Annotated in this window: 13 protein-coding genes; 7 read left to right on the top strand and 6 right to left on the bottom strand. The window is 58.8% G+C overall.

What is annotated here, in order from left to right; all coding sequences use genetic code 11:
* Positions 1 to 455: 455 nt before the first annotated feature.
* From FEM03_RS09135 to mntR, 6 genes are all read right to left on the bottom strand, one after another.
* Positions 456 to 1,766 (bottom strand): hypothetical protein, encoded by a 1,311-nt coding sequence (locus FEM03_RS09135; protein WP_138085899.1) that lies wholly within the window; start codon positions 1,764 to 1,766, stop codon positions 456 to 458.
* 32 nt (positions 1,767 to 1,798) lie between these two features.
* Positions 1,799 to 2,302, bottom strand: a complete 504-nt coding sequence (locus tag FEM03_RS09140; protein WP_138085900.1) for a GNAT family N-acetyltransferase — start codon at positions 2,300 to 2,302, stop codon at positions 1,799 to 1,801.
* Between the two features lie 16 nt (positions 2,303 to 2,318).
* Complete coding sequence (locus FEM03_RS09145) at positions 2,319 to 2,870, bottom strand: redoxin family protein (RefSeq protein ID WP_138085901.1); 552 nt, start codon at positions 2,868 to 2,870, stop codon at positions 2,319 to 2,321.
* Positions 2,871 to 2,911: 41 nt separating this feature from the next.
* Complete coding sequence (locus FEM03_RS09150) at positions 2,912 to 4,663, bottom strand: hypothetical protein (protein ID WP_138085902.1); 1,752 nt, start codon at positions 4,661 to 4,663, stop codon at positions 2,912 to 2,914.
* A complete protein-coding gene (locus FEM03_RS09155) occupies positions 4,660 to 5,394 on the bottom strand; it encodes an ATP-binding cassette domain-containing protein (RefSeq protein WP_138085903.1) in 735 nt (244 codons plus the stop codon). Before FEM03_RS09155 ends, FEM03_RS09150 begins: the two co-directional genes overlap by 4 nt.
* Before the next feature lie 89 nt (positions 5,395 to 5,483).
* Positions 5,484 to 5,927 carry a transcriptional regulator MntR gene (gene mntR, locus FEM03_RS09160; protein WP_138085904.1) on the bottom strand — a complete coding sequence of 148 codons (444 nt, stop codon included), beginning with the start codon at positions 5,925 to 5,927 and terminating at the stop codon, positions 5,484 to 5,486.
* A gap of 100 nt (positions 5,928 to 6,027) precedes the next feature.
* On the opposite strand from mntR, the gene FEM03_RS09165 reads away from it, so the two are divergent.
* The 7 genes from FEM03_RS09165 to FEM03_RS09195 all read left to right on the top strand — a co-directional run bounded on the left by FEM03_RS09165 (position 6,028) and on the right by FEM03_RS09195 (position 13,126).
* Positions 6,028 to 6,954: a metal ABC transporter solute-binding protein, Zn/Mn family gene (locus FEM03_RS09165; protein ID WP_138085905.1), complete on the top strand. Its 927-nt coding sequence runs from the start codon at positions 6,028 to 6,030 to the stop codon at positions 6,952 to 6,954.
* Between the two features lie 4 nt (positions 6,955 to 6,958).
* The gene (locus tag FEM03_RS09170; RefSeq protein ID WP_166442743.1) at positions 6,959 to 7,729 is read left to right on the top strand and encodes a transporter; all 771 of its coding nucleotides are present in this window, start codon (positions 6,959 to 6,961) and stop codon (positions 7,727 to 7,729) included.
* A 17-nt stretch (positions 7,730 to 7,746) separates the two neighbouring features.
* The gene (locus tag FEM03_RS09175; protein ID WP_138085907.1) at positions 7,747 to 8,514 is read left to right on the top strand and encodes a metal ABC transporter ATP-binding protein; all 768 of its coding nucleotides are present in this window, start codon (positions 7,747 to 7,749) and stop codon (positions 8,512 to 8,514) included.
* Positions 8,515 to 8,611: 97 nt separating this feature from the next.
* A complete protein-coding gene (locus FEM03_RS09180) occupies positions 8,612 to 10,042 on the top strand; it encodes a metal ABC transporter permease (RefSeq protein ID WP_166442744.1) in 1,431 nt (476 codons plus the stop codon).
* Positions 10,043 to 10,052: 10 nt separating this feature from the next.
* On the top strand, positions 10,053 to 10,997 hold the full coding sequence (locus FEM03_RS09185) for a metal ABC transporter permease (protein ID WP_138085909.1): 945 nt from the start codon (positions 10,053 to 10,055) through the stop codon (positions 10,995 to 10,997).
* A gap of 47 nt (positions 10,998 to 11,044) precedes the next feature.
* Complete coding sequence (locus FEM03_RS09190; protein WP_138085910.1) at positions 11,045 to 12,136, top strand: metallophosphoesterase; 1,092 nt, start codon at positions 11,045 to 11,047, stop codon at positions 12,134 to 12,136.
* 63 nt (positions 12,137 to 12,199) lie between these two features.
* Positions 12,200 to 13,126: a PEP-CTERM sorting domain-containing protein gene (locus FEM03_RS09195; RefSeq protein WP_138085911.1), complete on the top strand. Its 927-nt coding sequence runs from the start codon at positions 12,200 to 12,202 to the stop codon at positions 13,124 to 13,126.
* Positions 13,127 to 13,139: the final 13 nt, after the last annotated feature.

Below are 13,139 nucleotides of genomic sequence, written 5' to 3' on the forward strand. Positions count from 1 at the left end.
GCTCGCCCCCAGAAATGGAGCATGCTGCGAAGATCGCGATTGCTGCGTGAACGACGATGACCTTCATGAACTGACGGGCGGCTCTGTTGTTGGGCGAACTGGTTATTCGGACACTTTTCCGTTGGTTGCCCACGGTCATTATAGTCGACAGTTTTGTCGCCTATCAACGGGTTTCTCACCGTGCCGATGCTAGTTTTTCTGTCGCATTCCGCCTTCGCTGACAGCTTTGTCGGTTTGCATGCCCAGAGACGTCATATCCAAAAGTAGAATATGACCGGTCAACTGGCTCGACTCCTCTCGCCGCCACCACGAGCGCTATCGCCGCCACCGTAAGCCCTCGCGCTCCCAGTCTTCACCCTAGGGAGACTGGCTCCCAACCCAACGCCGCACTTAACCAAGGAGAGGCGATGTCCTCATCGTCTTCAGGCTGCTCTCGTCGACCACCACCCCCCCCGTCACCGCTGAATCCACACAAACACTGGTGCCCCCCATCCCTCAATTTTCATCGTTGAACCTTTGATCGATGGAGACAACCCCACCGCCTCGCCATCCTCGCCCGACATCCGCTCCGCTTTCAGCACCTTGCCTGCTTCTTCCCACTCAAATTCGTGCCCCTCATTCTCCTTCGTCGCATGCCATACCGCCAAGATCACCGGCTCCCCATCTTTCTCCGGCGCAAACTCATAAATATACCCGTCCTCCAACGACTCACGGATCACTTTTGAAAACCGGTAGTCCTTCAACGCCTCCAACATCCACGCCACCGCATGATAGGCGGGCTTCGGCTGATAATTCCGCGTCAAACCCGACGCCGCATGCAGCTTTGGCTCATCCTCATCATTGAAGAAATACACGAAGGCCTTGTCGATCCCCATCCGCGCAAAAATCAAAAACGACCGCACCAGCCACCGTGCCTGTTCCTCATCCGTGCTGTCCACCCACTTCGACCATTCGCCTTTTGGATCGGGCTTCTTCGTGCTGCTGTCCCAACCAAACTCCGATACCCAAACCGGCTTGTCCGGCGCATGTTCATCCCGCCAGTGCAACAACTCTTGAATGGCACTTAGAAACGGCACCTGTGGATCTTCCGGATAACTCCTCCGCCACACAGGCCACTGCTCCGCAATCGCATAACGATGGATGCGCAGCACGTCATACTTATCCTCAAACCCTGCCAATACTCCCGTCCCTTTCCAATACCTTTTGCTCTCGCCCACCTCAATGTTGCAGGTCGCGATCTTCATCAACGGATTGCCCTCGCGAATCCCCCGCGACATTGCCTCGAAAATCTTCCGATACTTGGCGTCGTCATAAAGCCCCGGCTCATTGCCCAGTTCCACCGTCTCCACATACGGCCACTTGCCGCCCGGTCCGAAATGCTCCGCAAAACTCTTGGCATAAGCATAAGCATCCTTGTCGAGATCCTTCCACTCCTCATGCATCTCATCGAACATCAGACACACGCTGATCTTGAAACCTTTCGCGTGCCACGATCCATAAATCTTCGACCAGTCCACCCGGTTCTTCGCAAACGGCCACTCCGGCAGCTTGCTGGAATCCTCCCCCAAATCCCACTTCACCGGATGATAGTCCCTCACCACCCGGCAAACCGGCCAATACAAATCCGGCTTGAAGTTGACGGTATGCCCACACAACCCCACAAAGTCGCGGAACAGCGGCCTCTCCTTGGTTTCCTCCTCCGCATGACCGTGACCTCCGGTGACAACCAACAGCAAAGCGAGGATCAGCAGGCGCAGATACATCATCCTCATCAAACGCCACCAAGCGGCCGATCTTGTCAGCCACCTGCGGAAAGAAATCGATCCATCTCCACTCCTGTCATCCTGTAAAGAAACCATTCCTTCATGTGACGTGCCCCCATCTTCTCCTCATAAACCTTCTGCGCATTCACATTCCAATCCAGCGCCGTCCACTCCACCCGACCACAACCTCGCTCTCGCGCCAGTTCCACCGCCTTTCTCAGCAACGCCCCACCAATCCCTCGCCCCCGAAATTCCGGAAACACAAACACATCCTCTATATACAACGAAGGCCTCGCCAGGAACGTCGAGTAAGTCGACAACAAAACCACCATCCCCACCGCCTCCTCACGCTCCGGCACAAAAGCCAGCCACGCCTCAAACTTCGGCACCTCGCCAAACGCATCTTCCAGCAATCTCTGCCTGGCCTTCTCATCCGGCGGCTCCAAGTTCTCATACTCCGCCAGCCCAGAAATTAAACTCAACAATCCATCCCCATCCCGGACCTCCGCCCGCCGAATCTCATAATCAGTCTTCATCATGCTGGGGAAAATCCTGTTAATCCTGTCTGAGTTTGCAACCCACCGCCTCCGTGCGCGGCACCGTCACCGGCTTGCCTGCCAGCACCTCATCCAACGCCACACGAAGATCATGCACGGTCGCCTGACGCTGCCGTTTCGTGGCCGCCAAATAGAGATCATTGATCCTCCCCTGATACACCACCATCCGCTCCTTGCTGATCACCACCACCTCCGGCGTGATGGCCACACCCAGCGCCTTCGCCAGCTTTTGCTCGCGATCCAGTAACACCGGCACCTTCACCTCAAACATCTCCAAATGCTGCTGCACATCTTCCGATTTCACCCCCACATCCGCATGCACGAGCGAGAACTTAATCCTGTCCCCATACGCCGCGATGATCTCATTGACCTCCGGCACCAGCTTGTTCGAAGTCGGACAATAAGGCGAAACAAACACCACCACAGCCGCCGCCTTTTCTCCTGCCTGCAGCGGAGCATGCAATTCAGCGGCCAGATCAGGCAGCTCCAACTCTGGCACCTCTCCTAAAGCAATGGAGGATATGAACAACAGCATCGCCAACGGTTTCATTCCTCCTCATCAGATCGATCACCACACTCTGCAACCACATTTCACTGTGCCTCATAGTCAACCTGCCGCCCACGCAAGCGCCATTGATGGCATCCAAAAACCCCTAATCCAGCAAGCAAGAACACCACGAGCAGCCCTCCGCTGATCAGCCAGCCTTTCCCATCCATCACTCCCGAAAAGCCTAGCAATGCCGCCGCACATACCAGCATCACCAAAGCCAGAATTAATGTTACCACGGCAGCGAAAATGTAGGTTCCCAAAGCCACCCATCCCCCACGATGACACTTCATCACCGTGCTCATCCGATGCATTACCAACAACGGTCGCACCGCCATTAGCAACAACAAAACTCTCAGCCCTACGCTTGCAGTGATCAGCGCCGTCGCACCATCCTTCAGCCACCATACCATGATCACACCCAATGGCAGCAGCAACATCGTCGCAATGCTCCGCACCAACACAATCTTCACAGAAATCCTTAACAGATCCCAAGCTCCCACTGGAAACCCGGCGAGAAACGGAATGTTTTTTATCCCCGCCGGCCACGCCATCACCGCATCCGACACCCCACCACTCCACGGCATCACCAAAACCAGCAGAAGGCCCGCCCCCATCATCCCGCCCCATACAAAAAACATCTCCACATATTCTTGGGGGATTTGATGCGAAAGCAACTGCACCGCCGCCAGCATCACGGCCAGTCCCAGACTACCCAAGGCCGCCTTCCGCCAACGCTGCGACCAGTTCGGCGGCACCATCACCAGCACCGCAAAGACTGCCCGGTCCCGCGCATTTAACCAACTCAAACCCCATCGCTCAACCCACCCCGCCTCCAACAAACGCGCCGCCTCTCCACCTCTCAACTGCTCCTTCATCAGCGCCCTATCAGGCACTGCCTCAGCCTTCTCCGCCTGCGCCTCCAAGTCCTCAGCGTCATGATCCGGCCACAACTCATCAAACGCCGGAGCCGCCGTCATCGGCCACCGCAACCATCCGCGGAATCCCACCAGCACCACCACCATCGTCAACAGCATTCCCCACCATCCAAACGCTGTCGTATGCGGCTGCAACATGCCCGCCACCCATGAAGCGGGCATGAGCCACACCAGCCACGGGGACAATCGCTCCAACCATTCCACCATCGGCAGCCAAAACCATCCGTGCTCCACCGACAGCCACAGGATCACCAAGCCCGGAATCGTCCCCATGCGCAGCCAATGCCAGACGCGGTCCAGCTTCACCCGGCACATCCAATCACTCGCCTCAACAAAAGGCCATGCCACCGTCAACATGCCCATCACCACCCCCGGCACCAGCCACGACAACACTTCCGTCAATTCGAGCGCCTCCGAAGCTCCGCCGAGCCACCAACAAGCCACGCATGCACGCAGCAAAATCGGCCAGGTCCTCCACAATGCCCTTGCCCGTGACCACCTCAAAATTCGCCCTCCAGCCGCTGGCAATGTCCACAACATTCGTGCCTCCGGAGACGCGAATGAGTGAAATTGCAGCAAGTTGCCGACCAGGCCACCACTGAACAGGAACCACCAGCCCACCACGACCAACTGGCAATCCCACGATGCCAGCTCCGGCTGATGCCACCCCAAAAAACTCAACATGGCCAGCGTCCAAAATACCTGCATGGCCAAAAAGCCAGCGAGTGCAGTCACCTTGCGAAAGTCCCCGCGCGAACGCTGCAACTTTCCACCACGACCCGACTCCCGCTCGATCGCCAACGCCCTCAACACGGCCTCTTTCAGACGTCGTTCCACCGCCGGATTCCACCAGTTCATGGGATCTCCTCCCGCATCCCGCGAAACAGTTCCGCGACCTCCACCCCCTCGTCCTTCAACCGTCTTTTGACACTTTCACTGCTCTCCCACAACGCCACCCGACCCTCATTCAAAAGACAAATATAGTCGGCAAAGCCCACCGCCATCTCCGCCAGTTGGGTCGTGTAAATCACCAGGCCACCTTCATCCGCCAAACTCCTGGCCACCCGTTTGAATGCCGCCAGCCCCAACACATCCATGCCCGAGGCAAAAGGTTCATCCACCAACCACAACTCTGGACGCACCGCCACCGCACAAGCCAAAGCCAGCTTCCAAACCTGACCACGAGACAATGTGCCCGCTTCCTTCAATACCAATCCAGCCATGCCCGTTTCCTGCAACAATTCCACAATTCGCTCCTCCCGCTCCGCAGCATTCTTCTCATACACCTCAAGAAAAACCGCCAGATTGCGCAACACAGATTTCCCCGGAAAAAACATTGGTGACTCCGAGGTGAACAACAACCTGCGTCGCAAATCCAGCCGTTCACGATGAAACACCTCGCCGTCATATAGCACTGTGCCTGCGTCCAAAGCTGACACCCCGGCCATCACCTTCAACAACGTCGACTTGCCTGCTCCATTCAATCCAAGAACGGCCACCACACTGCCCGCAGGCAAATCCAAAGTCAGCTCATCCAGCGCCACCGTTCCGCCGAACCGCTTGCTGATCTCGTTTAATCTTGCACGCATCGCGCCAGTTATACCTGGATCATCGAACACGACAATCCTCGCGTTCCAAATCCTTCACTTACGCCACACAGCCTCGTCCCTTACACTGTTCACCCATCCAGCTTGTGCTTGAGCCGCTTCAATAATTCCGCGTTCCCCTCCAACTCCTCCACAATCAACGTCAACACCCGCAGCGTGCTTTTGCTTACGTGATGCTCCATGCCTTCCACATCACGATGCACCGTCTCCGGATCTAGCCCGAACCCCGCCAGCAGGCGCGTCAGCACATCATGCCGCCTCGCAATGGCCTGCCCGACCCGTTTGCCTTCCGGCGTCAAGGTTACGCCGCGATACCGCTCATAATTCAGATACCCTTCCGCATCCAGCTTCTGAATCATGTTCGTCACACTGGCCTGCGAAATCTTCAAATTCTGCGCGATGTCCACCACCCGTGCATAGCCCTTGCTCTCAATGAGATTGTGAATCTGCTCCAGATAATCCTCGATCGCCGGGGACTGGCTGTTGGGTGAGCGTTCTTTGCGTGCGGCAGGCATAATCGACGTTCGTCATCATCCCGCACTCACGCGCCGGTTTCAACCAGAAAGCAAAATAGTGCTTGCAAACAAAATTAGCCCAGCCTAAAACTGTTAGCATATGAAATCTTTGCGATTTTTCGTTCCCGCCGTTCTCGGCCTGCTGCTCAGCGCCTGCGGACCCCAGTCCGCGTCCACCGACACGCGTCTCGCCGTGCTCACCACCACCACCATGATCACCGACATGGTGCGCGAAGTTGGCGGTGAAGACATTGCCCTCATGCCGCTCATGGGTGCTGGCGTCGATCCCCACCTGTATAAACCTTCCGCGTCCGATGCCCGCAAAATGCGCGAAGCCAAAGTCGTCTTCTACAACGGCCTGCTCCTCGAAGGCCGCATGGGCGAACTCTTTGAACAAGTCCGCAACGATGGCGGTGCCGTCCACGAACTCGGAGCCACCGTGCCCGCCGACAAACAACTCGCTGCCGATCACGATCATCCTGATCCACACATCTGGTTCGACCCCGAACTCTGGATCACCTGCATCGACGTCGTCGTCAACGGACTCGCCGCAGCCGATGCCCCCCACGCCGAAAACTACCGCCAGCGCGGAGCCGACCTCAAAGCCCGTTATCAAGCCGTCTTTGATCGCTGCAAAACCCTCGTCAACGAGATCCCCGCCAGCAACCGCGTGCTTATCACCAGTCACGACGCCTTCAATTACTTCGGTCGCGCCTTCGGATTCGAAGTCGTCGGCGTCCAGGGCATCAGCACCATCGCCGAAGCCGGTCTCGCCGATGTCGCCAAAATGGTCGACTTCATCAAACAGCGCAGCGTCAAAGCCATCTTCGTCGAGTCCAGCGTTGCCCACGCCACCATCGAGCGCATCAGTCGCGACTCTGGAGCCAAAGTCGGTGGCGAACTCTTCTCCGACGCCCTCGGCACCCCTGGCGACACCTTTCAATTTGAAGGCACCACCTATGACAAAGGCACCTACGAAGGCGCCCTGCTCTACAACGTCACCACCATCGTCAACGCCCTTAAATAATTCCATGCACCTCATCCATCAAATCACTGCCTCTCTGCTGCTGATCTCCACCGTTGCCGCCCAACCCCGCGAACTGAGCACCGACCGACCCGACACCACCGAAAGCGCCAGCACGGTTCCCAAAGGTTTCGTTCAGATTGAGACCGAACTCGCCGCCTATGGCCACGACGGTGATACCAATTCCAAGTCTTGGGCCTTCGGTGAATTCAACTTCAAATACGGCGTCACCGATTCCCTCGATCTTCAACTCGTCGTCTCAACGTGGCAACGTGTCGAACAAGCCAGCGACATCGCTGAAGGTTTCGGCGACATCAGCGTCCGCGCCAAGTTCAACCTCTGGGGCAACGACGGCGGCAAAACCGCATTGGCATTGATGCCTTTCGTCACCTTCCCCACCGGCAGCGATGGCATCAGCAGCGGCGGCACCGAAGCCGGACTCATCATCCCGCTCGCCATCGAACTCCCCGAACCCTTCGGCCTCGGCCTGATGACCGAAATCGACGCCGTCTACGATGAAACCACCGACGACCACTCCGTTGAATGGGTCAACTCCATCGTGCTCGGCATCGACCTCATTGCGGACACCGGAGCCTTCATCGAATTTGTCAGCATCAGTTCCTTTGCCTCCGACGGCGAATGGCTGGGTTACCTCAACACCGGCCTCACCTGGCAGCCCCTTCCCGATCAACTCCAGTTTGACGGCGGCATTCGCATCGGCACCAATCGCGCCGCCGAAGATCTGGTCTTCTTTGTCGGTTGCTCCACCCGCTTCTAACCACGAAGATAAATCCCATGAGCACCGCGCTCGAACTTCACGACCTCACCGTCTCCTACCACAAAAAACCCGTCCTCTACGGCGTCGACCTCACCGTCCCCGAAGGTTCCCTCGTCGGCCTCATCGGACCCAACGGTGCCGGCAAAAGCACCCTCATCAAAGCCGTCATGGGACTGCTTCCTGTCAGCGGCGGTTGGGTCAAAGTCTTCGACGAACCCTTCGCCAAGGCCAAACGCCGCGTTGGTTATGTGCCCCAGCGCGAATCCGTCGACTGGGACTTCCCCGTCAACGTCATGGACGTCGTGCTCATGGGTCGCTACGGCCATCTCGGCTGGCTGCGCCGACCCGGCAAAGCCGACCGCGAAAAAGCCCGCGAAGCCCTCGACAAGGTCGCCATGCTTCCCTACGCCAACCGTCAAATCTCCAACCTCAGCGGCGGCCAGCAACAACGCGTTTTCCTCGCCCGCGCCCTTGCCCAGGAAAGCGATCTTTACCTGATGGATGAACCGTTTGCCGGCGTCGATGCCGCCACCGAACGCGCCATCATCACTCTTCTTCAAGACCTCAAATCACGCGGCAAAACCATTCTTGTCGTCCACCACGATCTCACCACCGTGAAGGAATACTTTGATCGTCTTGTGCTCCTCAACATGCGCGTCGTCGCCAGTGGACCCACCAACGAAATCTTCACCGTCGACCTCCTGCAAAAAACCTACGGCGGCCGACTCACCCTGTTGAGCGACGTCGCCGAAGCCAGTGCCAAAAGCGAACAAGGAGTGCATTGATTCGATGACTCACGGATCACCAACCCATGGAGCGCCGACGTATCGTCGGTCATCATCGCCTCAATCGGACCACCGACGTTTCGTCGGTCAAAAAACCATGGAGCGCCGACGTATCGTCGGCCATCAGTCAATCTTCATCCTCCTTCTACTCCTCCTCCTCCCCTCGTCCCTTCACGCCGCCCGCATCGGCGACCTCACCGACACTGACATCCTCGAACAAGCCCTGCGCTTCTTCAGCTTCCGCGATGAAGCCCTGCGCACCGCCCTGCTCGGCTGCATCCTCCTCGGACTCAACTGCGGACTGCTCGGCAGCTTTGTCGTCGTCCGCCGCATGTCTCTCGTCGGCGATACCCTCTCCCACGCCGTCCTCCCCGGCATCGCCCTTGGGTTTCTCTGGAACATGAGCAAGGACCCCGTCGTCATCCTCATCGGTGCCACCGCCGCCGGTGCGCTCGCGATGCTCACCGTCAACGCCATCACCCGCACCACCCGATTAAAGGACGATGCCGCCATGGGCCTCGTGCTTTCCTCTTTCTACGCCATCGGCATTTGTCTCGTCACCATGATCCAACGGTTGCCGACGGGCCAAAAAAGCGGCATCGACAAATTCCTCTTCGGCCAGGCCGCCGCATTGACCCCCTCCGAAGTCTGGGTCATGGCTGGCACCTCGCTCGTGTCGCTGACCTTCCTCGCCCTCTGCTATCGCGGCCTGCTCGTGCTCAGCTTCCATCGTGAATTCGGCGAATCCCTCGGCCTGCGCATGGCATGGATGCATCACGCCCTCATGCTGCTCACCGCTTTTGCCGTGGTCACCGCCATGCAGGCCGTCGGTGTCGTGCTCGTCTCCGCGATGCTCATCATCCCCGCGTCCACCGCCTACCTGTTGACCGACCGAATGCATCGACTCGTCATCATCGCCGCTGTCATCGGCATGCTCTCCGCCGTCCTCGGCGCGTTCTTCTCCTTCCTCGGCAACAACTTCCCCACCGGCCCCTTCATGGTCCTCGCCGGTGCCGCCCTTTTCAGCATCGCCTTCCTGTTCAGTCCCCGACACGGCTGGCTCACCCGCATGTGGCGCCATTACTCACGACGCCGCCGCACCGAACGAGAAAACACCCTCAAAGCCATGTATCACGTCCTCGAAGACCGCGACTTCCACGGCGAAGGCGTTTCGCTCGTCGACCTCGCCCAGCGCCGACGCGAAACCATCGAAGAAGTCACCCACCGCGCCGCCGCCCTCAAGAACGCCCACCTCGCCACTCTCACCGACGACGGCACGATTCTGCATTTCACCCCTCAAGGTCTGCAAAAAGCCAAGGCCATCGTCCGCAACCATCGCCTCTGGGAACTCTACCTCACCAACGTCATGTTATACGAAAGCGATCACGTCCACGAAGACGCCGAAAAAATCGAACACGTCATCGGCGAAGATCAAGTGCGCCAGCTCGAACGGCGACTCGACTTCCCCGAAACCGATCCCCACGGCAAAGAGATCCCAAAAATCTCCTCCGTTTCCCACCGCTCTTGAGTTCCATCCCATGCAAACGCTGATTCCCAGCTTCGATGCCCACCTGGTTCTCGTCGAACCCTGGACCACCGCGCTGCCCACCTACGGCTGGATGGTGTTGATGGCCTTCCTTGTCACCGCCACCTGCGGCCTCATCGGCAACTACCTCATCCTGCGCCGCATGGCCCTGGTCGGCGACGCCATCAGCCACAGCGTCCTGCCCGGACTCGCCATCGCCTTCCTCATCACCGGCGGTCTCAGCCTTCCCGCCATGCTCGCCGGAGCCCTCGGTGCCGGATTGCTCACCACCTCCATGATCGAGTTCATCCATTCAAAATCTCGCATCAAAGCCGACGCCGCCATTGGCATCACCTTTTGCACCCTCTTCGCCCTCGGCGTCGTGCTCATCAACGTCTTCGCCTCCCGCGTCCATCTCGATGCCGACTGCGTCCTCTACGGCGAACTCAGCTATCTCCACAAACCCGCCGATGCCATCGCTCCGCGCCCCGTGCTCATCATGGGCGGTGTCGGTCTCACCGTCGCCGCGCTCATCGCCTTTTTTTATAAGGAACTCCTCGTCAGTTCCTTCGATACCATGCTCGCCGCCTCGCTCGGTTTCCGACCAAAAATCATCCATCTCTGCCTGATGGCCATGCTCTCCATCGTCATCGTGGCCGCCTTTGAATCCGTCGGCGCCATCCTCGTTATCGCCATGCTCATCCTCCCCGGAGCCACCGCCCAGCTCATCACCAACCGGCTCGCGCCCTGCCTTTGGCTCAGCGTTCTCCATGCCGCCCTCAGTGCCGTGCTCGGACTCCATCTCGCCGTCTGGCTCGATTGCTCGATGGCCGGAGCCGTCGTCGTCGCAGCAGCCTTCCTCTTCACCCTCGCCTGGATCTTCGCCCCCGGCGGCATCCTCGCCGGTCGACGCGGCGCCACGGCCGATCCCCTGCTCGACTCACCCCTTTCGTCCTAACAAAATTGTGATGTTCGCCTTCAACGCGACTTGATAGAGTGTCGCGGATGAAACACCGCACCTTTCTCAAGACCCTCGCCGCAACGGCCACCTCCTGGCTCACCTCGCGCCACGGACTCTTCTCCCAAGAGACACCGAAACTCGTCCAACCGCCCTTCGCTCCGGTTGTCCCGCAAACCCCCTTCGACGCCCCCGCCGGCACCTGGACCCTTGCCGTCCTGCCCGACACCCAATACTACTCACAAAACTTCCCCGACGTCTTCGTCCGCCAGACCGAGTGGATCGCCGCCCACAAGACCAGCCATCAAATCCTCTTCGTTGCCCATGAAGGCGACATCACCAATCACAACACCCCCGAACAATGGACCCGCGCCCAAAAAGCCATGCGTGTGCTCAACACCGCCGCCGTTCCCTATGCCCTCGTTCCCGGCAATCATGACCTTGGAGACAACGGCAAAGCCAACGATCGCAGCACGTTGATGAACGACTATTTCTCCCCCGCCGACTACCAGCACAGCCCCGGCCACATCCTGTTCGAACCCGGCAAAATGGAGAACAGCGCCCACCCCTTCCAAACCCCCACCGGCAAACAACTGCTCCTTGCCCTCGAATTCGGCCCCCGCGACGAAGTCATCAATTGGGCCAACACCATCGCCACCCAACACGCCGATCATCAAATCACCATCGTCACCCACGCCCATCTTTACTCCGACAACCTCCGCAACGACTGGACCATTGACGGCGTCGAAGGCAACAAAAAGCGCGGCAACCCCAAAGTCTACGGACTCAACACCAACAGCACCGTCAACGACGGCGAACAAGTCTGGCAAAAGCTCGCCAGCAAACACGCCAACATCCGTTTCATCCTCAACGGCCACATCACCTCCGACCTCGGCACCGGCCTCCTCACCAGCACCGCCACCACCGGTCAAACCGTTCATCAAATCCTCGCCAACTATCAGGACAACTCCCCCAACAAAGGCGGCACCGTCATGCCCGCCAAAGGCCACGGCGGCGGCGGATTCATGCGTCTGATGCAATTCCATCCCGACGGCAAAACCGTGCAAATGAAAACTTATTCCCCTTGGTATGACCAATGGCTGACCGAACCCAACCAGCAGTTCAGCTGCTTGCTTTAGGTCCGGCCCCATGGGCAGCATGCTCTTGACCCCACGGAGGCGGCTGTGCTAACCTCATTCATCATGCGTGCCTCAAATCACTCCGACTCCAAGGCCCCACGCCGCACCATTTTTGCCATTCTCGCCTCCGCGCTGCTGTCCACGCCCCTGACTGCCGCCGTCTCCCTTGCCAGCGGCAACTACACGGAAAATTTCAATGCGGCCCTCGATCCCAACGCCTGGACCTTGTCCAACGTCGGCGTCCGCGCCTACACCGACGGCGGGCGACCCAACGTCACCGTCGCCGCCGCCGGAGGCGATGGTCTTGTCTCAGGCACCGCCCCCGCCGGCACCAATATCGGCGACATCCTCACCTCCATCAAACCCGCCGGCTCCTATGCCTCCCTTGGTTTTTCAGGCAGCTGGCTCACCAACAACAGCGCCCCTGCCGGTCCCGTCAACGGCGACCTGACCTTCACCCGCACCGCCACCCTCTCCTTCGACTCCCTCGGCACCCACAGCCAAATTGACAGCATCAGCTTCCTGCTCGCCGCTGGCGACAGCATCGACGGTGTCGAAGGCGTGTTCGAGGTGCTTCTCGATGGCAACGTTATTTTCCGTCGCGACTTCGAATCCGGCGGCACCCTCCGCACCAGCGGTTTCTCCACTGGATTTGAAGACGTCGGCACCGGCATCACCCCTCTTGCCACCGCCGCCAATCTCCTCGGTGCAGGCTTTTACCGCGAAACCTGGTCCGCAGGAGCCACCACCACCGCCAACCGTTTTGCCGAAAGCTGGACCGTCGAATCCGCCTACCAAATCAATCTTCAAAACATCGCCCACAGCTCCGACACCCTCTACCTCCAGTTTGTCTGGCGCGGTTTCAACAGCGACTTCAGCGACGAGTTCCTCGCCATCGACAACCTCGCCGTCAGTGTCCCCGAGCCAAGCCGCTTCCTTCTACTCTGCAGCTCCCTCGGCCTCATCCTCATGCGCCGCCGCCGTCATTGAATGAATCCATCAC

Origin of the sequence: Phragmitibacter flavus, from assembly GCF_005780165.1 — a bacterium.
Classification (GTDB): Bacteria; Verrucomicrobiota; Verrucomicrobiia; order Verrucomicrobiales; family Verrucomicrobiaceae; genus Phragmitibacter; species Phragmitibacter flavus.